Annotated in this window: 15 protein-coding genes and 1 other RNA gene; 10 read left to right on the top strand and 6 right to left on the bottom strand. The window is 66.3% G+C overall.

What is annotated here, in order from left to right:
- The first annotated feature begins 96 nt into the window (after positions 1-96).
- The 4 genes from glmS (at position 97) to AC1KVE_RS11705 (ending at position 4,290) form a co-directional block, all read left to right on the top strand.
- Positions 97-1,926, top strand: coding sequence for a glutamine--fructose-6-phosphate transaminase (isomerizing) (gene glmS, locus AC1KVE_RS11690; protein WP_102580587.1), 1,830 nt, complete (start codon positions 97-99; stop codon positions 1,924-1,926).
- Between the two features lie 336 nt (positions 1,927-2,262).
- Positions 2,263-2,736, top strand: coding sequence for a hypothetical protein (locus AC1KVE_RS11695; RefSeq protein WP_024938393.1), 474 nt, complete (start codon positions 2,263-2,265; stop codon positions 2,734-2,736).
- A gap of 228 nt (positions 2,737-2,964) precedes the next feature.
- Positions 2,965-4,113, top strand: coding sequence for a hypothetical protein (locus AC1KVE_RS11700; protein ID WP_481092115.1), 1,149 nt, complete (start codon positions 2,965-2,967; stop codon positions 4,111-4,113).
- Positions 4,114-4,212: 99 nt separating this feature from the next.
- Positions 4,213-4,290: non-coding RNA, sX9 sRNA (locus AC1KVE_RS11705), on the top strand.
- 131 nt (positions 4,291-4,421) lie between these two features.
- On the opposite strand, the gene gloA is transcribed toward AC1KVE_RS11705, so the two are convergent.
- The 4 genes from gloA to AC1KVE_RS11725 form a co-directional block, all read right to left on the bottom strand.
- The gene (gene gloA / locus AC1KVE_RS11710; protein ID WP_026064020.1) at positions 4,422-4,946 is read right to left on the bottom strand and encodes a lactoylglutathione lyase; all 525 of its coding nucleotides are present in this window, start codon (positions 4,944-4,946) and stop codon (positions 4,422-4,424) included.
- Positions 4,947-5,167: 221 nt separating this feature from the next.
- Positions 5,168-6,232 (bottom strand): copper resistance protein B, encoded by a 1,065-nt coding sequence (locus AC1KVE_RS11715; protein ID WP_481092140.1) that lies wholly within the window; start codon positions 6,230-6,232, stop codon positions 5,168-5,170.
- A 233-nt stretch (positions 6,233-6,465) separates the two neighbouring features.
- Positions 6,466-8,301, bottom strand: a complete 1,836-nt coding sequence (locus AC1KVE_RS11720; protein ID WP_481092141.1) for a copper resistance system multicopper oxidase — start codon at positions 8,299-8,301, stop codon at positions 6,466-6,468.
- Between the two features lie 82 nt (positions 8,302-8,383).
- A complete protein-coding gene (locus tag AC1KVE_RS11725; RefSeq protein ID WP_065032889.1) occupies positions 8,384-8,785 on the bottom strand; it encodes a CopL family metal-binding regulatory protein in 402 nt (133 codons plus the stop codon).
- A gap of 133 nt (positions 8,786-8,918) precedes the next feature.
- On the opposite strand from AC1KVE_RS11725, the gene AC1KVE_RS11730 reads away from it, so the two are divergent.
- Positions 8,919-10,022 carry a PLP-dependent cysteine synthase family protein gene (locus AC1KVE_RS11730; RefSeq protein WP_024938387.1) on the top strand — a complete coding sequence of 368 codons (1,104 nt, stop codon included), beginning with the start codon at positions 8,919-8,921 and terminating at the stop codon, positions 10,020-10,022.
- Between the two features lie 98 nt (positions 10,023-10,120).
- Positions 10,121-12,145 carry a M3 family metallopeptidase gene (locus AC1KVE_RS11735; RefSeq protein WP_481092116.1) on the top strand — a complete coding sequence of 675 codons (2,025 nt, stop codon included), beginning with the start codon at positions 10,121-10,123 and terminating at the stop codon, positions 12,143-12,145.
- A gap of 96 nt (positions 12,146-12,241) precedes the next feature.
- Here AC1KVE_RS11735 and fabB read toward each other — a convergent pair whose 3' ends face one another.
- Together fabB and fabA are read right to left on the bottom strand one after the other, a co-directional pair.
- Positions 12,242-13,450, bottom strand: a complete 1,209-nt coding sequence (gene fabB / locus AC1KVE_RS11740) for a beta-ketoacyl-ACP synthase I (RefSeq protein ID WP_024938384.1) — start codon at positions 13,448-13,450, stop codon at positions 12,242-12,244.
- The gene (gene fabA, locus AC1KVE_RS11745; RefSeq protein WP_046344438.1) at positions 13,450-13,965 is read right to left on the bottom strand and encodes a 3-hydroxyacyl-[acyl-carrier-protein] dehydratase FabA; all 516 of its coding nucleotides are present in this window, start codon (positions 13,963-13,965) and stop codon (positions 13,450-13,452) included. The genes fabB and fabA overlap by 1 nt, the downstream gene beginning before the upstream one ends.
- Positions 13,966-14,306: 341 nt before the next feature.
- On the opposite strand from fabA, the gene dinB reads away from it, so the two are divergent.
- The 4 genes from dinB (at position 14,307) to AC1KVE_RS11765 (ending at position 19,865) form a co-directional block, all read left to right on the top strand.
- Positions 14,307-15,386: a DNA polymerase IV gene (gene dinB / locus AC1KVE_RS11750; protein ID WP_481092117.1), complete on the top strand. Its 1,080-nt coding sequence runs from the start codon at positions 14,307-14,309 to the stop codon at positions 15,384-15,386.
- Positions 15,387-15,559: 173 nt separating this feature from the next.
- Positions 15,560-16,210 (top strand): phosphoglycolate phosphatase, encoded by a 651-nt coding sequence (locus AC1KVE_RS11755; protein ID WP_054592397.1) that lies wholly within the window; start codon positions 15,560-15,562, stop codon positions 16,208-16,210.
- Positions 16,211-16,644: 434 nt separating this feature from the next.
- Complete coding sequence (locus AC1KVE_RS11760; RefSeq protein ID WP_481092142.1) at positions 16,645-18,858, top strand: TonB-dependent siderophore receptor; 2,214 nt, start codon at positions 16,645-16,647, stop codon at positions 18,856-18,858.
- A 95-nt stretch (positions 18,859-18,953) separates the two neighbouring features.
- Positions 18,954-19,865 (top strand): alpha/beta hydrolase, encoded by a 912-nt coding sequence (locus tag AC1KVE_RS11765; RefSeq protein WP_481092143.1) that lies wholly within the window; start codon positions 18,954-18,956, stop codon positions 19,863-19,865.
- Position 19,866: the final 1 nt, after the last annotated feature.

The following is a 19,866-nucleotide window of genomic DNA, read 5'->3' on the forward strand; positions in this document are numbered from 1 at the left end:
GCGGACACTGGTGCGGACACGCTGTCCGGGCATGGTCATGCAGCGGACAAGAGCGGACACGCTAAAATGCCCGGCTTCGTCCTCAAGGGTTGTCCTATGTGCGGCATTGTCGGAGCGATCGCCGGGCGCGATGTGGTCCCGGTCCTGATCGAAGGACTCAAGCGCCTTGAGTACCGCGGCTACGATTCCTCCGGCATCGCCGTGCTCGATGGCGCGCAGGTACGCCGCGTGCGCCGCACCGGGCGCGTGGCGGAGATGGCGCAGGCCGCGCAGGCCGAGCAGTTCGGCGCGACGCTGGGCATCGGCCACACCCGCTGGGCCACCCATGGCGGCGTCACCGAGGCCAATGCGCACCCGCACATCAGTGACGGCGTGGCACTGGTGCACAACGGCATCATCGAGAACCACGAACAGCAACGCGAGAAGCTGCGCGCGCTGGGCTACACCTTCGAGTCGCAGACCGATACCGAAGTGATCGCGCACCTGATCCATCACCATCTGGGCAGCGCGGGCGACCTGTTGACCGCGCTGCAGCGCACCGTCAAGGAGCTCACCGGTGCCTACGCGCTGGCGGTGATGAGCCAGGCCGAACCGGAGCGCTTCGTCTGCGCGCGCATGGGCTGCCCGCTGCTGATCGGCGTGGGCGAGGGCGAGAACTTCGTCGCCTCCGATGTCTCGGCCATCGTGCAGGCCACCCGCCAGGTGATCTTCCTGGAAGAGGGCGATACCGCCGACCTGCGCCGCGATGGCGTGCGCATCTTCGATGGCAACGATGCCCCGGTCGAACGCCCGTTGCATCTGTCGGACGTGTCGCTGGCATCGTTGGAACTGGGCCCGTTCCGCCACTTCATGCAGAAGGAGATCCACGAGCAGCCGCGTGCGCTGGCCGATACCATCGAGGCGGCGATCGACGCCAAGGGCTTCCCTGCGTCATTGTTCGGCGCCAATGCCGAAGCAGTGTTGCGCGACATCGACGGCGTGCAGATCCTGGCCTGCGGCACCAGCTACTATGCCGGCATGACTGCGCGCTACTGGATCGAAGCCATCGCCGGGCTGCCGTGCAGCGTGGAGATCGCCAGCGAATACCGCTACCGCGCGGCGTACGCCAATCCCAGGCACCTGATCGTCACCATCTCCCAGTCCGGCGAAACGCTGGACACGATGGAGGCGTTGAAATACGCCAAATCGCTGGGGCACCTGCACACCTTGTCGATCTGCAACGTGCCCGAAAGCGCGATTCCGCGCGCCAGCGAACTGGTCTGCTACACACGTGCCGGCGCCGAGATCGGCGTGGCCTCGACCAAGGCGTTCACCACCCAGCTGGCGGTGTTGTTCCAGCTCACCATGGTGCTGGGCAAGTTGCAGGGGCGCATCAGCGAGGCCGAGGAAGCGGAGTATCTGGAGCAGCTGCGCTTCCTGCCGGGCAGCGTGCAGCACGCGCTGAATCTGGAGCCGCAGATCATGGCCTGGGCCGAGCGTTTTTCGGCCAAGGAAAACGCATTGTTTCTCGGCCGCGGCCTGCATTACCCGATCGCGCTGGAAGGCGCGCTCAAGCTCAAGGAAATCTCCTATATCCACGCCGAGGCGTATCCGGCCGGCGAGTTGAAGCACGGCCCGCTGGCCCTGGTGGACGCGGCGATGCCGGTGGTGGTGATCGCGCCGAACGATCGCCTACTGGAAAAGGTCAAATCCAACATGCAGGAAGTGCGCGCCCGTGGCGGCGAGCTGTTCGTGTTCGCCGATCAGGACAGCCACTTCAGCGAGTCCGAAGGCGTGCACGTGATCCGCACCCCGCGCCACGCCGGCGTGCTGTCGCCGGTGATCCACACCATCCCGGTGCAGTTGCTGGCCTACCACACCGCACTGGCGCGCGGCACGGACGTGGACAAGCCGCGTAACCTGGCCAAATCGGTGACGGTGGAGTAGCGCGGCCGATCGAGGGGGCTGCGCTCGCCGCGATCAGCGTCGCGGCCGCCGGGTGCGGCATCTCCCTGCATGCGCTGTGGCTCGGTGCGCATGCCCAACGACTGCCCGCCCTGTTTCTTTGTCGCGATTGCCTGCAGCCTGCGGACATCGGTGGCGTTGCTGGGGCCCCGCGTCGGTATCGCCCAGTGTCCGCGTGGAGGCGTGTTTCGCAACGTGCCCGGGTCGCTGCCGGTGCCGCAGCAACCCAAGCTTGGCAGACTGCTGCTCCGGCTGCCAACGCGATGGCCCAGGTTATGCATACGCTTCCTGCGAGGGTCCCATCACGCAGGAGGACGTATGCACGAGTCTTTCAAACAGGGCGCGCCGGCGGAATTGTGGCAGGCGTTGGTACGTGAGGCGGGGCAGCGGATTGCACAGCCGCTGGACGAATCGCGCGAGCATTATCTGGTTTTCGTGTTGCTGCGCCTGCAGCGCGATGCGCAGCTGTTTTCGCGCACGCAGGCCCTGGCCTGGTTGCACGCGCACGACCAGATCGGCAGTCTGCGGGCCGATGCATTGCGCGACATCGGAGATCAATGCCTGCTGATTGCAGGCCTGTTTCCCGGGATTGCGCAGCGCCGGCGGCTCAGCGTCGATTACTTCATCGCGTTGGGCCGCGGCGCGTATTTCGAAGTAGCCGACACGCGTTACAGCGATGCGGGTCTGTTCGCGCAGTTGGCCGCCACCTATCGCGAGTTGGTCCGCACGCTTGCGGCGCTGCGCCCGCCGCGCGAGTGGCAGCGCAGTCACGGCGGGCTGCTGCATGCCTAGATAAGCGTCACTTCCGGGGCGGTCCCTACAGCTGTGGGGACCGCCCCGACTGCCAATTGCGCATGATGCGCTCACACTAAGTTCGCAACTGAGCGTTCTAGCCGACTGCGGACCGTTGTCTGATGGACCAAAGCACTGTGTCGTTGATCGCTGTCCGCGCGATCTGACAGTGTCATGTCGCATTGCGTGGGGGACACGCAATGCGACGCTCTCCAGGGGAAGGAATCCATGAAAGCATTAATTGCAGTGGCGATCTCGGTGCTGAGCGGCGCCGCAATGGCCAGCGATGTTCCGCCCGGTTATGCGGGCGTGGGCGGCATGACCTTGCAGGACATCGACCCGGCCATCTATGCCTATCACTACGACCACGGCTTCGTTGGCGAAGACGCGATGGGGTGGGATCCGGCGCTGCAGTTCGCCTGGTCGCGCATCGCTGCGGCCAAGGTCTGCGGCCAGCAGCCTGTCGAGCAGGACGCCATCGTTGCCAGGCTGGTTGCGCAGTACGGCCAGGATGCGGCCGTGCATCAAGTCAACGGCATCGCATTTCATGAAGTGCAGATGCGTGCCTCCAGCGCGTTCTGTACCGCCACCCGTGGTGCCGAGGCGGTGGCAGTGGTGCCCGCATTTGCCAACGGCGATTTTTCGACGGCAACGACCTATGCCGCGGCTGCAGTTGCCGGCACGCTGTCGGTCGCCGAGACACAGCAACAGCCCTCCGCACAGACGCAGGGCGATACCGACGCAGCCATTACACCATCGGCGGATTGGGCGTTGCAGCTGCCGTTGCATGCCAGCATGCGCGTGGGGTCCAACGGCCTGCCCAACGGCGACGAAATGTTGCGCGTGGTGCGGCGCGGGCACACCGGGGCAGTGGTGGGCCTGCAGATCGCCACCAGCCTGCTCACACGCGGCGTCGCAGTGTCGGCCTTCGGCAAGGGGCAGCTGAAAGGCGAAAAGATGGAGGGCGTGGGCAATCCCGGCTATCAACTGCAGCGCGATGCGGTCAATGCGCGCCTGAAGAGCTACTTCACCGGGCATCCGGCAGCACTGCCGGCGGAACCGTTCCCGCTGCAGGTCCTGATGTCCGACTGGCTGCTCGTCTACCAGAGCGTGGCCGATACCAAGTCGCCCTACGAGCTGCGTTACGCGGTGACGATCGGCGGTGAACGCTCGGGACTGTTGAAGCGCAAGGCGAGTCCGGTCAATCTGGAGTGCGCGCCCACACCGCGCACCGCATCGCTCGAGGAGTGGGAGGCAAACGACTACGCGCTGGTCAAGCAGGCCGCGCAGGCCTACAGCGAGGAATGCGCCGCAAAATTTGCCGAGCAGTTACCGCAGTGGTTCCCGGATAGAGAGGCAGTTGCCACCTCCAATTGAGGCAACGCGTCATGCCGCAGGATGGCGCCTGCATCTGGGAAGATCTACCAAAACTACTGCGCCGCTGTCAGGCGGGCGCGGCCGGTGCTCGGAGTCGGCATGTGCCACTCGTATCATTCCGGGTCTGAGCGCGCCGTCCGCGCCCACCTGATGACCGCGCGCTAGGTTGCGTTAGCCGCTGGAAGTGCGCTGCGCGCATCCAACCGGGTGGGCGTTCTCTGCCGATATACCCCGCTCGAAAGCGAAATACCGACAGTGCATGTGCCTGAAACAAGAATGCCCGGGAACCCCGGGCATTTTGTTATGGGTTACGCCAGCGGCGTATTGGAAATGATCTCCACCCAGTAGCCGTCCGGGTCCTTGATGAAGGCCAGGTGCTTCATGCGGCCGTCTTCCAGGCGTTTCTGGTACGGCACGTTGAGGCTGTCGAAACGTGCGCAGGCGGCGTGGATGTCGGGCACCGAGATGCAGATGTGGCCGAAGCCGCGCGGCTCGCTGTTGCCGTCGTGGTAGACCGGGCCGTCCTGGGTTTCGGTGCCGTGGTTGTGGGTGAGTTCGAGCACGCCGGGGATGCCGGCCATCCACAGCCGACGCGCGGCATCGTCGTCGGGGATCGCGGTGCCGTCGGGCAGCAGGGCCAGGAAGTACAGGCTGAACTGCGCATCCGGAAAATCACGTGCGTCCAGCAGGCGGAAGCCCAGCACGCGCGTGTAGAAATCCAGCGACCGCTGCGCATCCTTGACGCGCAGCATGGTGTGGTTGAACACGAAACCGGCGGTGTCGGCAGGTGCGGCGCTGGCGCCGGGGACGTGTTGCAGGTCGGTCAAAGGCATTGCGGTCTCCTCAATGGAATGCGGGGGCAAGTCAGGCTGCACTGGAGGTGGATGTTAGCGGGGCAATGGTTGTCGGCATGTCTGCACCGTGCGCGTCGGCGGTCTGGCCGCGCCGCTATCTGATTGATCGCGCGCGGCGGCACGAACTGTGCTGTTCAAGGCCGTGGCATGGGCCTGCATCCGAATACGAACGGTCAGGCCCATGCGCACAGCGGTTGTCCTCAGAACCAGATGCGCAGGCCGGCAACAAACCGGCTGTCGCGTGCAGGCTCATCGTCGATCGCGGCGCGGCGGGCGGTGTCGCCGAAACTGCGGCTGTGCACCCAGCCGATGTAGGGCGCGAAGCGGCGGGTGATTTCGTAGCGTAGCCGCAGGCCCACCTCGACCTGCTCCAGCCCGCTGCCGACGCCGCGCCGGTCATCGTCGGTGAGGGCGATATCGGCTTCCACGCGTGGTTGCAGGATCAGCCGGTTGGTGAGCAGCACCTCGTATTCGCCTTCCAGGCGTAATGCCGCGCGGCTGCCGCTGCCGACATAGAGCGTGGCTTCAGTCTCGAACTTGTAGGGCGCCAGGCCCTGCACGCCGAAGGCGGCCCAACGGCGATGCTCACCCGCTCCGATGTCCTGACGTGCGCCGACCAGCAGGTCCCACCACGGCGAGATGGCGTGGCCATAGAACGCCTCCACCGATGCGGCCTGCGTGCGCCCGTCCTGCCGCTCGCCTTCGCTGCGCAACCAGAGCCGGTCGATATCGCCGCCGATCCAGGCGCGCGCTTCCCAGTCCTGGCCACTGCCGCGCGTGGTGTCGAAGGCTTCCAGTCGATCCAGCAACACGTAGTGATTGATGCCTGGCGCGTGCATCGCATGGTGCTGCAAGGGGGCCAATGCCGCCGCGATCTCCTCGGCAGTGGGCTCGGGGATCGGCGTACGTGGCAGTGCGCCGGTGCCGGGCGATGCCGGCGTTTGCGTCACCGCTTCGGCATGCGGCGCGTGCTCCATGTCGGAGTGATCCATCGCCCCGTGCTGTTGCCCGTGCTGCATCGACGCATGATCCATCGATGCATGATCCATTGCATCGTGGTCGCTGTCTGCCTGTGATTGCCGGGTGTGGTCCAGTTGTGGATTTGCAGAGGTCTGGTGTGCGGCGTGCTGGACATCGGCGTGCTGCATGCCTGCGTGGTGCATCGATGTCGGCGCTGCCGAAACGTCGGCCTGTACCGGGCGTTGCGCAGGCGTGCTGTCAGCAGCGTTTGCCGATGCAGTGCTGGAGTGCTGCGCGTGCTGCATCTGCGCATGCTCCATCTGCATCGCCTCTGCGCTCTGCTGCGCGGATGGCGGCGATGCCTCCGTTGCGATGGATGTCTGCGGCTGGGCCGCCGTTGCCTGGTCGGCTATCTGCATTGCATGTGCGCCGTCGGCATGCGCGGATGACTCCATCGCCGCATGCTGATGCTCCTGTGCAGTGGCCGATGCGCTCAACAACAGCGCGAGCAGCGCCATGTATTGCATCCGTAGCGTACTCATGCCTCCACCCGCACTTCGCGCATCATGCCCGCTTCCATGTGGTACAGCAGATGGCAGTGGTAGGCCCAGCGGCCCAGCGCATCGGCGCGGACGCGATAGCTGCGGCGTGTGCCGGGCGGCATGTCGATGGTGTGCTTGCGCACCTGGAAATTGCCATCGGCGTCTTCCAGGTCGCTCCACATGCCGTGCAGATGGATGGGGTGCTGCATCATGGTGTCGTTGACCAGCACGATGCGCAGCCGCTCGCCGTACTGCAGCCGCAAGGGCTCTGCCGAGGCGAAGGCGATGCCGTCGAACGACCAGGCGAATTTTTCCATATGCCCGGTCAGATGCAGTTCGATCTCGCGCCCGGGTTCGCGCCCATCCGGATCCTCGAACAGGCTGTGCAGGTCGGCGTAGCGCAGCACCCGGCGGCCGTTGTCGCGCAGGCCAACCCCGGGATCGTCCAGGCGCGGTGAAGTGGCATTGCTGCGCATGTCGATCAGCGGGTTGCCGTCTTCGCTGGCAGGGTGGTGCGGTGTCTTGCGCTGCGCATCGCCGCTTGCATGCCCGTGCATCTGTGCGGCTGGCATCGGCATTGCCATCGCGTGTGCCGCATGCGGGTCGCTGTGCGGCGTGTCGGCGCCCTGCATGGCGTGACCTGCATGCGCCATGCCATCGCCGTGCCCCATGTCCTGCATGGTGAGGATCGCGCGTGGATCCAGCGCGGGAATCGGTGCCTGCAGCCCATGCCGCACCGCCAGCGTGCCGCAGGCGAATCCGGTGCGGCCCATGTCCTGCGCGAACAAGGTAAACGCGTCCTGGCCGATGGGCTCGACCAGCACGTCGAAGGTCTCGGCTGCCGCAATGCGCAGCTCGTCCACGCTGACCGGATGCACGTACTGGCCGTCGGCGGCCACCACGGTCATGCGCAGGCCGGGGATACGGATGTCGAAGTAGGTCATCGACGAGCCGTTGATGAAACGCAGCAGTACCTTTTCGCCTGGCCTGAACAGGCCGGTCCAGTTGCCGGCCGGGGCGACGCCGTTGAGCAGGTAGGTGTAGGTGTTGGCGTTGACGTCGGACAGGTCGGTCGGGGTCATGCGCATGCGCCCCCACATGCCGCGGTCGGCCAGCGTTGCGCGCAGGCCGTCGTCGCGCGCATCGCGCAGGAAATCGCCCACCGTGCGCTGCGCGTAATTGTCGTGGCTGGGCATCTGCTTGAGCCGCCGGAACAGCGCGGCCGGGTCCAGGTCGGTCCAGTCCGAGAGCAGCACCACATGCTCGCGATCGTGCCGATACGGCGGCGGTGTCAGCGGGTCGATGACGATCGCGCCGTACAGGCCGGCCTGTTCCTGAAACATCGAATGGCTGTGATACCAGTAGGTGCCGGACTGGCGCAGCATGAAGCGGTAGTGGTACTCCTGGCCCGGCGCGATGCCGTCGAAACTCATCCCCGGCACGCCGTCCATGTTGGCCGGCAGCAACAGGCCGTGCCAGTGCACCGAGGTGGGTTGGTCGGCCAGCGCGTTGCGCACGCGCACGCTGACCGTGTCGCCTTCGCGCCAGCGCAGCGTGGGGGCCGGCAGGCTCTGGTTGACGGTGATGGCGGGGCGGCGGCGCCCGGTGAGGTTGACCGGCATGCGGCCGATCTGCAGCGTCTGGCTGCTGCCGCGCAGGACCGGCGTGCTCACCGGGTTGGACGCACGCGCATCGCTGCGCCACAGGCCGGTGGTGGCGGCAACACCGCCCAGGGCCATGCCCTGAACGAAGCGGCGCCGGCTCAGGCCGCCGTTGGAGGGTGGATCGAAACAATTGGGATCGAAAGACATGACATCTCCGCTGCGGCCCACCGATGAAGGCGGACGCATCGCATCGCTTAGAAACCCCGCGCAGCAAGCGCGCGGGCCCGATGACGGCCAAGGCCGTCAGCGCTCAGGCGATGGGAGGTCGAACCGGTTGCTCGGGCACTGGACTGCCGCGCCCTTCGGCCAGGGTGGCAGGCAGGGTGGCGCGGCCAGGCAGGCCGGCGGGTACCGCAGGCAGGGTCAGCAAGGCGAGGCTGCAGTGCTGCAGGCAGTCGCAGCTGCCCAGCTTGCAGCAGTCGGCCGCGTGCGCGTGCCGGGTTTTATCGGGGGGATGCGCCGCAGCGGGCGGCGGCATGTCGGCATGGCACGGCATCGCGGCCGACATGGGCGCGTGCGCCATCGACGCGGTCGCAACCGTCCCGGCCGACGCCATCTCCGGCAGCGCCATGCCCACCGACGCCCACGCGCCGGTGGCCGTATTGGCAACCAGGCACAGGCACAGCAGCAGGCGGAGCAGGCAACGCAGCACGGGCAGTCAGGGCGGGCAGTCGGGTGCCACGAGCATAGCACCGGCTCCCAGCTGTCCGCCCGATGACCCGCCGGCCGTGGCCGCGCGCCCGGCAGCGGTAGAATTGACGCTTCCTTCGCCGCACAGTCCTGCCATGTCGCAGCGCCAGTGGGTGGCCGCCGCCATCCAGAAGATCGAGGCCGATTTCAACCGTTCGGCCGACACCCATCTGATTCCGATGGACCTGCCGGGTTTTCCGGGCATCGACCTGTATTTCAAGGACGAGTCCAGCCACCCGACCGGCAGCCTCAAGCACCGGCTGGCGCGCTCGCTGTTCCTGTACGCGCTGACCAACGGCTGGCTGCGTGCCGGGCGGCCGGTGATCGAGGCCTCCAGTGGCTCGACCGCCATTTCCGAGGCCTATTTCGCGCGGCTGCTGGGAGTCCCCTTCATCGCGGTGATGCCGGCCTCGACCTCGCCGGAAAAGATCGCCGCGATTCAATTCCAGGGCGGCCGCTGCCATCTGGTCGAGCGTGCCTGCGATCTGGACAGCGCCTCGCACCAGCTCGCGCGCGAGACCGGCGGCCACTTCATGGACCAGTTCACCTACGCCGAGCGCGCCACCGACTGGCGCGCCAACAACAACATCGCCGAATCGATCTTCAAGCAGTTGGCCGAGGAGCCGCATCCGATTCCCGACTGGATCGTCTGCAGCCCCGGCACCGGCGGCACCAGCGCCACGCTCGGCCGCTATGTGCGTTACCGGCGCCACGCCACCCGCATCCTCTGCGCCGACCCGGAAGTGTCGGTGTTCTTCGACGGCTATTGCCGCGCGGTGGACGGGCAGTGCCCCAAGGAGTTGGCCATCACCGGCGGCTCGCGCATCGAAGGCATCGGCCGCCCGCGGGTGGAGTCCAGCTTCATCGCCAGCTGCGTGGACGTGATGATCAAGGTGCCCGACGCCCTGAGCCTGGCCGCCATGCGCCATGTCAGCGCCACGCTCGGCCGCCGCGTCGGTGGCTCCACCGGCACCAACTTCGTCGGCGTGCTGCAGGCTGCCCAGCGCATGCGCCAGGCCGGCCGCAGCGGCTCCATCGTCACCATCCTGTGCGATGCCGGCGAGCGCTATGCGCACAGCTATTACGACCCGGCCTGGTACGTGGCGCGCGACATCGACGTCACCGACAGCGATGCGGCCATTGCCATCGCCGTCAACGGCGGCGACTTGCCTGCGCTGCCTTGTGCGGCGCTGGAATGACCGCCATATCCGATCAGCTGCTGGCAAAACCGCTGCCTCTGGCAGCGTCTGCCACCCCTCGCCCTGATTCCTGATCCAGTCCATCGCCGGAGCGCCTCATGACCAACCCGCTGCTCGACCTGTCCGGACTGCCGTCCTTCGATGCGATCCGCCCCGAACACGTGGGCCCGGCAATTGATCAACTGCTGGCCGAGGCCGAGGCCGCGGTGAAAGCGGCCGAGCAGGTCAGCCCGGTCAGCTGGGACAGCTTCGTGGTGCCGCTGGACGATGCTACCGAGCGGCTGTGGCGTGCCTGGGGCCAGGTCGGCCATCTGCAGGCGGTGGTCAATACGCCGGAACTGCGCGAGGCCTACAACAGCAATCTGCCCAAGCTCAGCCGCTTCGGCAGTGCGCTGGCGCAGAACCTGGCGCTGTATGCGCAGTACAAGGCGCTGGCCGAAGCGCCGGAAGCGGCGCACTACGACGCCGCGCGGCGCAAGGTGCTGGAGAACGCGCTGCGCGATTTCCGCCTCGGCGGTGCCGAGCTGGATGATGCGTCCAAGGCGCGGTTTGCGCAGGTCCAGGAAGAACTGTCCGCACTGGCCGCCAAGTTTTCGCAGAACGTGCTCGATGCCACCGATGCATGGTCGTACGTGAGCGAGGACGCAACCGAGCTGTCTGGTTTGCCGGCCGAGGTGGTCGCTGCTGCACGCGCGGCCGCGGAAAAGGACGGCGTGCCGGGCTGGAAGCTGACCTTGCAGATGCCGTGCTATCTGCCGGTGCAGACCGATGCGGACAATCGCGAGTTGCGCGCGCGGCTGTATCGCGCCAACGCCGAGCGCGCCTCCGAGTTCGGCGATGCCGCGCTGGACAACAGCGCCAATATCGATCGTATCCTGGCCCTGCGCGCCGAACTGGCGCAGCTGCTCGGCTTTGCCAGTTACGCGGAGTATTCGGTCGCCACCAAGATGGCGCAAAGCCCGGATGAAGTGATGGGCTTCCTGCGCGATCTGGCAGTGCGCGCCAGGCCGTATGCGCAACGCGACCGTGCCGAGCTCGAAGCCTTCGCCCGCGACGAACTTGGCCTGGACGAACTGCAGGCCTGGGATCTGGCCTATGCCTCAGAGAAACTCAAGCAGGCGCGCTATAGCTTCTCCGAGCAGGAGGTAAAGCAGTACTTCACCGAGCCCAAGGTGCTGGCCGGTCTGTTCGATGTGATCCACAGCCTGTACGGCCTGATCGTCAAGCCCGATCGCGCGCCGGTCTGGCATGCGGATGTGCGCTTCTATCGTCTGGAAGATGCGCAGGGCGAGCTGGTCGGCCAGTTCTATCTGGACCTGTACGCGCGCGAAGGCAAGCGCGGCGGTGCGTGGATGGACGATTGCCGCAACCGCCGCGACACCGTCAACGGCGTGCAGACGCCGCTGGTGTATCTGGTGTGCAACTTCGGCCGTGGCAGTGGCGATACGCCGGCCACGTTCCGGCATGGCGAGGTCACCACGCTGTTCCATGAAATGGGCCACGGCCTGCATCAGTTGCTGACGCGCATCGGCGAGTTGGGCGTGGCCGGTATCAACGGCGTGGAATGGGACGCGGTGGAACTGCCGAGCCAGTTCATGGAGAACTTCTGCTGGGAATGGGAGCGCGTGCAGGCGATGACCGCGCACGTGCAGACCGGCGAGCCGCTGCCGCGCAACCTGTTCGACCGGCTGCTGGCCGCACGCAATTTCCAGAGCGGCATGTTCACCGTGCGCCAGCTGGAATTTGCGTTGTTCGACATGCAGCTGCACAGCAGCTTCGACCCGACCCAGGACAACGTGCTGCAGCTGATCGAGCGCGTGCGCGACGAGGTGGCGGTCAACCGCCCGCCGACATGGAATCGCTTCCCGCACCAGTTCAGCCATATCTTCGCCGGCGGTTATGCAGCCGGTTACTACAGCTACAAGTGGGCCGAAGTGCTCAGCGCCGATGCCTACGCTGCCTTCGAAGAAGCGCCCGAGCAGGTGGCCGATACCGGCGCGCGCTTCCGCCATGAAGTGCTGTCGCGTGGTGGCAGCCGCAGCGCGGCCGACAACTTCCGCGCCTTCCGGGGGCGCGCGCCGAGCATCGACGCATTGCTGCGGCACAACGGCATGGCGGGCTGAACCGGGAGTGGGGAATCGGGATTGGGGAGTGGCGAGAGCGATCTCTCGGCACAAATCCCCAATTCCCAATTCCGCGCGGCGCCCGGCGCCGCGCCCTCACACCCGGCCGAACACCAGCGCTGCGTTGGTGCCGCCGAAGCCGAAGCTGTTGGACATCACCGTGTTCAACGTGGCGTCCTGGGTCTGTCGCAGGATCGGGAAGCCTTCGGCGCGCGGGTCGAGTTCGTCGATATGCGCCGAGCCGGCCATGAAGCCGTCGCGCAGCATCAGCAGGCTGTAGATCGCCTCGTGCACGCTGGCCGCGCCCAAGGAATGGCCGGACAACGCCTTGGTCGAGGACAGCGGCGGGACGTTGTCGCCGAACACCTCGCGCACCGCGCCCAACTCGGTCACATCGCCCAGCGGCGTGGAGGTGCCGTGCGTGTTGAGGTAGTCGATCGGCTGCGTCAGGCCCTGCATGGCCATGTGCATGCAGCGCACCGCACCTTCGCCGCTGGGCGCCACCATGTCGGCGCCATCGGAGGTCACGCCATAGCCGAGCAGTTCGGCATGGATGCGTGCGCCACGCGCGATGGCGTGATCATAGTCTTCCAGCACCAGCATGCCGCCGCCGCTGCCGATGACAAAGCCGTCGCGCTGCGCATCGTAGGGCCGCGAGGCCACGGCGGGGCGATCGTTGAAGCCGGTGGACAGCGCGCCCATCGCATCGAACATCACGCTCATGGTCCAGTGCAGTTCTTCGCCGCCGCCGGCGAACATCACATCCTGCGCGCCGTGCCGGATCAGGTCCGCGGCCGCGCCGATGCAATGCGCCGAGGTCGCACACGCGGCCGACAGCGAATAGCTCAGGCCACGGATCTTGAACGCGGTCGCCAACGAAGCGGAGACCGACGAACACATCGTGCGCGGCACCATGTACGGGCCGACCTTGCGCACGCCACGGTTGCGCAGCAGATCGGCGGTTTCCACCTGCCACTGGCTGGACCCGCCACCGGAGCCGGCAATCAGGCCGGTGCGCAGGTCGCTGACCTGCTCGGCATCCAGTCCGGCATCGGCGATCGCATCGCGCATCGCCAGGTAGGCGTAGGCCGAGGCATCGCCCATGAAGCGTTTGAGCTTGCGGTCGATCAGGCTGTCCAGATCCAGCGCCACCGCACCGCCGACCTGGCTGCGCAGGCCGGCGTCGGCATGATCGGGCAATGCGGTGATGCCCGAGCGGCTCTCGCGCAAGGCGCTGGAGACGGTGTCCAGATCATTGCCCAGGCAGGAAGTGATGCCCATTCCGGTGACGACGACGCGACGCATCAGAAATTCTCCGTTGAAGTGAACATGCCCACGCGCAGATCGTTGGCCGTGTAGATTTCGCGCCCGTCCACCAGCATGCGTGCATCGGACTGGGCCATCACCAGCTTGCGGTTGATCACGCGGCTGATATCGATTTCGTAACTGACCAATTTCGCGCTCGGCAACACCTGGCCGGTGAACTTGACCTCGCCGCAGCCCAGTGCGCGGCCGCGGCCCGTTGCGCCGATCCAGGTGAGGAAGAAGCCGGTCAGCTGCCACATCGCGTCCAGGCCCAGGCAGCCGGGCATCACCGGGTCGTCGATGAAGTGGCAGCCGAAGAACCACAGGTCCGGGCGCACGTCGAGTTCTGCGCGGATCAGGCCCTTGCCATGCGCGCCGCCGCTGTCGTTGATCTCGGTGATGCGGTCGAACATCAGCATCGGGTCGTTGGGCAGGCGGGCACTGTCGGGTCCGAACAATTCCCCGCGCGCGCTGGCCAGCAATTGGTCGCGCGAGTACGCACTTTGACGAGTCATGACGAACGTTTCCTGCAAGAAGCGAAAGGCGAGGCCGGCAAGGGTGCATGAGGGCGCGCGGTTCAATCAAACGTTTTATCCGTACGCATGCGTGCTGTTTTCAGCCGGTTGCGCAGTGCGGCAAGCATGTGTGGCAGACAGGGTCCAACGCGGATCACGGCATTCAGCGGAACGCGGTCAGGCATGCCTGCTCGGCGTGGATCGGCGCCCGGGCAGACGCAGTAGAGCGTCCCGCCAGCGCTCGCGTCCGTTCGCGCCCGGGCTTGCGCGATGGCGCGGCGCAAGACGTGGGACGCGGCTGATTTATCATGGCCCGACGTTTTCGGAGAGATGCCAGCTTGATGCGCAAGATCGTGCACGTGGACATGGATGCGTTCTACGCGTCCGTGGAGCAACGTGACGATCCATCGCTGCGCGGCAAGCCGGTGGTGGTGGCCTGGCGCGGTGCGCGCTCGGTGGTGTGCGCGGCCTCGTACGAAGCGCGCACCTATGGCATCCGTTCGGCCATGCCGGCGCTGCGTGCCGAGCGCCTGTGTCCGGATGCGGTATTCGTGCCGCCGGATTTTGCGCGCTACAAGGCGGTGTCGCGGCAGGTGCGCGAGATCTTCCATCGCCACACCGATCTGGTCGAGCCGCTGTCCCTGGACGAGGCCTATCTGGATGTCACGCAAGCCAAGACCGGCATGCAGCTGGCCACCGAAATCGCGCAACTGATCCGCAGCCAGATCCGCGAGGAAACCCAGCTCACCGCATCGGCCGGCATCGCACCGAACAAGTTCCTGGCCAAGATCGCCTCGGATTGGCGCAAGCCCGACGGGCAGTTCGTCATCGCGCCCAGTCGTGTCGATGCGTTCCTGCTGCCGCTGCCGGTCAACCGCATTCCCGGCGTGGGCAAGGTGATGGATGGCAAGTTGGCCGCGTTGGGGATCGTCACCGTCAGCGATCTGCGGCTGCGTCCCCTGGAAGAGCTGCAAGCGCATTTCGGCAGCTTCGGGCAGAGCCTGTACCGCCGCGCACGCGGCATCGACGAGCGCCCGGTCGAGCCGGATCAGGAGGTGCAATCGGTGTCCTCGGAAGATACCTTCAGCGAGGACATCGCGCTGGAGGCACTGGATCCGCACATCCTGCGCCTGGCTGAAAAGACCTGGCTGGCCACGCGCCGCACCGAGCGCATCGGGCGCACCGTGGTCCTCAAGTTGAAGACCTCCAACTTCCGCATCCTGACCCGCTCGTACACGCCAGATCAGCCACCGACTTCGCTGGAGGCATTGGCGGAGATCGCGCTGGCGCTGACCCGGCGCGTGGAGTTGCCCGACGACACGCGCTATCGCCTGGTCGGGGTGGGATTGAGCGGTTTCAGCGACGCGGAAGAGGGCGCGGTGCAGGGCGAGTTGTTCGGCGACATGCCGCCGGCGCAGTGAGTGCGTGGCGGCATGGCTGCTGCACCGCGGCCGCGGCGTGTGGTGCATGCAGCGATGACTGCAGCCACGCAGGCATCGATGCTGGCATCGGCCGTTCGCATCGCGCCACGGTGACGCGCCCTGAATCCCGCAGCTCGTACACTGCAGGCCGCTCCCCCAACGAGACTGTGCGCATGTTTCCGTATCCGCTGGTGATCTTCGACCTGGATGGCACGCTGGTGGACAGTGCACCCAATATCGCCGAAGCGCTCAATGCCACCTTGCAGGAACTCGGGCTGCAGCAGTTCAGCGAGGCGACGATCCGCAGCTGGATCGGCGAAGGCGTGCAGGTGCTGCTCGCCACCGCCTTGCGCGAAGCCGGCGGCACCCACGATGCCGATACTGAGATGCCGCTGATGATGCGCCACTACCAGGCCAGCCTGCTGCACAACCCGCAGCTGTATCCCGGTGTTGCCGAGGCATTGGCCGGCCTGCGCGAGGCCGGCGCCACGCTGGCGCTGTGCACCAACAAGCCCGCGCGCTTCATCGCGCCGCTGCTGGAGCACCTGGGCATCGCCGCGCATTTCAGCAGTGTGCTCGGTGGCGATTCGCTGCCGCAGCGCAAACCCGATGCAGCGCCGCTGCTGCACCTGGCCAAACAGTTCGGGCGCACACCGCAGCAATGCCTGATGGTCGGCGATTCGGCCACCGACGCGGCGGCTGCAAACGCCGCGGCAATGCCGCTGGCGATGGTGCGTTACGGCTATCTGCGCGGCTTCGATGTGCAGAGCGCCGGTGCCGTGGCCATCATCGATGACATGCGGCAATTGCTGGCGCTGAAGTAAGACGCGCAGTGTTGCCAGCGCGGGTGCAGGCATCGTCCGCACGGCGGTGAAGCAACCAATACCACCATCGGCTGGCGGCATTTGTCGCCTTGAATGAAGGCCTTTCGCACGCTGGCCGCATCGTCGGCCAGCTAACGCGTACAGTTCCCCACCGGTGTGCGTCATTGGTGACGTCTGCGCTGCCGGAAGCGGCAATGCCCGCGTGTGGCCATGAAAGCGCAGCGTTTCGATTTGAGAATGAATCGCATCTGTGTAGAATGCGCGGACAAGTTTGACTGCGTCAGCGCCGCGCATGCACGTCGTGCGCGGCGCTGCATGCATCACCCCCATCGTGTCACCTCAAGCCGTCGCCAGAGGTCCATCTCCTGTCGAGAGGTTTGAGAATGTCCGCATCACGCCGGTCATGGATGTCTGCGCCTGCACGTCGTCCCGTGTTGTCCCACCGTCAGCTGGTGCTGGCCATTGCTCTCGGTTGCGGCAGCTGCATCTGCAGCGCGTCGGCCGAAGACGCGGCCGAGCCGCAGTCGCTGGACACCGTGCACGTCACCGCCGCGCAGATCGCACGCCAGGCCTTGGGGTCATCGGTGATCACCGCCGAAGATATCGAACGGCGCCCACCGGTCAACGATCTGTCGCAATTGCTGCGCACCATGCCGGGCGTCAACCTCACCGGCAACAGCGCCTCCGGCCAGTACGGCAACAACCGCCAGATCGATCTGCGCGGCATGGGCCCGGAAAACACGCTGATCCTGGTCGACGGCAAGCCGGTGGGATCGCGCGATGCGGTGCGCATGGGCCGCAGCGGCGAGCGCAATACGCGCGGCGACACCAACTGGGTACCGGCCGAAGCGGTGGAGCGTATCGAAGTGCTGCGCGGCCCGGCCGCGGCACGTTACGGATCCGGTGCCTCCGGCGGTGTGGTCAACATCATCACCAAGAAGCCGACCGGCGACCTGACCGGTTCGATGACGGTGTTCGGCCTGGTGCCACAGCACAGTGCCGAAGGCGGTGGCCAGCGTGCCGGCTTCCAGCTCAGCGGGCCGCTGAGCGACACGTTCTCGTTCCGCCTGTATGGAAACCTCAACAAGACCGATCCGGATTCGCTGGAGCTCAATCGCCGCTTTGCCAGCAGTGCCGCCGCGGTGCCGCCGGCCGGGCGCGAGGGCGTGCGCAACAAGGACATCAACGGCCTGCTGCGCTGGGATCCGATGGAAGGCCAGGTGATCGAACTCGATGCCGGCTTCAGCCGCCAGGGCAATCTGTACGCCGGTGATCGTGCGGTCAGCGCCGATGGCCTGGCCGGTGCCGATCTGGGCGCACTGTTCGGCAGCGAAACCAACACCATGATCCGCCGCACCGCCTCGCTGACCCATCGCGGCACCTGGGCGCTCGGTACCTCGCGCCTCACCGCCGCCTATGAAGGCACCGACAATACCCGCCTCAACGAAGGCTTGGCCGGCGGCCCCGAAGGCTCCATTGCCGCCAGCCTGCTCAATTCCACCGCCACGCTCGACAATCTCAACATCGACGGCGAGTTCAACATGCCGTTGCAGGCCTGGGCCGAGCAGGTACTGACGCTGGGCTTCGAGCGCCGGCAGAGCCGCCTCAGCGATGCGTATTCGATGTCGCAGACGGTGAGCGCCGGCGGCGGCTTTCCCGGTCTTGCCAATGGCACGCGCAGCCCACGCAGCGAGGCCACGCTCAGCGCGGTGTATCTGGAAGACAACATCTACGCCAGCGAGCGGCTGACGCTGACGCCCGGTCTGCGGCTGGATCACCACAGCCAGTTTGGCAACAACCTCAGCCCCAGCCTCAACGTGCAGTACAAACTCAGCGACGACTGGTTGCTCAAGGGCGGCATCGCGCGCGCCTTCAAGGCGCCCAACCTGTACCAGTCCAACGCCAATTATCTGTATTACACACGCGGCAATGGCTGCCCGGTGCTGTTCCCCAATCTTGGTTCGGGCTGCTATATCCAGGGCAACGACAACCTCGATCCGGAGACCAGCATCAACGAGGAGATCGGCATCGAGTGGGCACCGCAAACCGGTCACCACGCCTCGCTGACGTACTTCCATAACGCCTACGACAACAAGATCGTCGCCGGCATGACGCCGGTCGGTATCACCGTCGACCGGCGCGGGCAGGTATTCCAGTGGACCAATGCATCGGAAGCGATCGTGCAGGGTGTGGAAGGCAATCTCACGTTGCCGCTGCTGGGCGAGCAGGGCCGCGAGCTGAAGTGGAACACCAATGTCACCTACATGATCGAGAACAAGAACACCGCGACCGATCAACCGCTGTCGGTGATCCCCGAATACACCGTCAACACCACGCTGGATTGGCAGCCGACCCAGGCCTTGTCGCTGCTGCTCACCGGGACCTTCTACGGCAAGCAGGAGTCGGCCACGCAATCGAGCACCAGCGGCGGCGCCATCGCCCCCGACTCGCGCGACCCCTATGACTTGTGGGGCGTCAGTGCGCGTTACCGGATCACCCGCAAGGTCAGCGTGGGCGTCGGTGTGGACAATCTGTTCGACACCCGTCTGTTCCGCGAAGGCACCAACAATACCGGCGGCGCGGCGGGTGCAGCCACCTACAACGAACCCGGTCGCGCGTTTTGGGCGAGCCTGAGTTTCGGTTTCTGACAGCGATGCGGCGCCGCGAGCGAACGTGCGCGCCGCAAGAGGGGAGTGCAATGACCCGACAGCATTGTTGGCGGCTTGCGTGTGCCGCTGCGCTGATGTGGATCGCCGGCGCTGTGCCGGCGTTCGCACAGCCGGACCTGAGCCGCACGATCGGCAGCACCGTCGCCGATCGTCCCAGTGCCTCGTATGTGTTCAGCGCGTTGCGCCTGGATTCGGCCGATGGCCAGCGCCATTACCGCGTGCGCATCGCCACCCCCAAAGCTGCGCCACCGGCTGCGGGGTATCCGGTGGTGTATCTGCTGGATGGCAATGCCGCGCTGATGGAGCTGGATGAGCGCCTGCTCGACAGCCTGTCTATCCGAGGCGATGCGCCGGTGCTGGTGTTCATCGCCGACGACAGCGCATTGCGCATCGATGCGGTGGGGCGCAGCCTGGACTACACGCCTGCGCGCTATAGCGACGGGCGGGTGGAAACCGATCCACTCGATCCGCAGCGCAGAACCGGCGGTGCGGCGGCGTTCGCGCAGCTGATCGCAACAGCCATCCGCCCGCAGGTGGAAGCGCGCGTGGCGGTGGACCGTCAGCGGCAGACGCTGTGGGGCCATTCGTATGGCGGATTGTTCGTGCTGCAGGTGTTGCTGACGCAGCCGCAGCTGTTCCAGCACTACGTCGCGGTCGACCCGTCGCTGTGGTGGGGCGATGGATTTATTGTCCAGCAGGCGCAGCGTGTGGTCGACCATGCACGGGAGGGTTCGGCGGGCACGCAGCCATCCAGGCGTCGGCTGACGCTGATGGCAGGCGAGGGCGCACCACCAGCGAACAAGGCAAAACCGGATCGCCCGGGGCGGCCGCGCGCGGATCCACAGGCCGCCCGACGCCTCGTCGTGCTGCTGTCGTTGTTACCCGGCCTCACCGCCGACTATCAACCGCTGCCAGGCCTCAGCCATGGCCAGACGTTGGGCGCATCGCTTGCGCCAACGTTGCGGGATGCAGCGACGCGTCGATGAC

The organism is Xanthomonas sp. NCPPB 2864 (assembly GCF_056675615.1).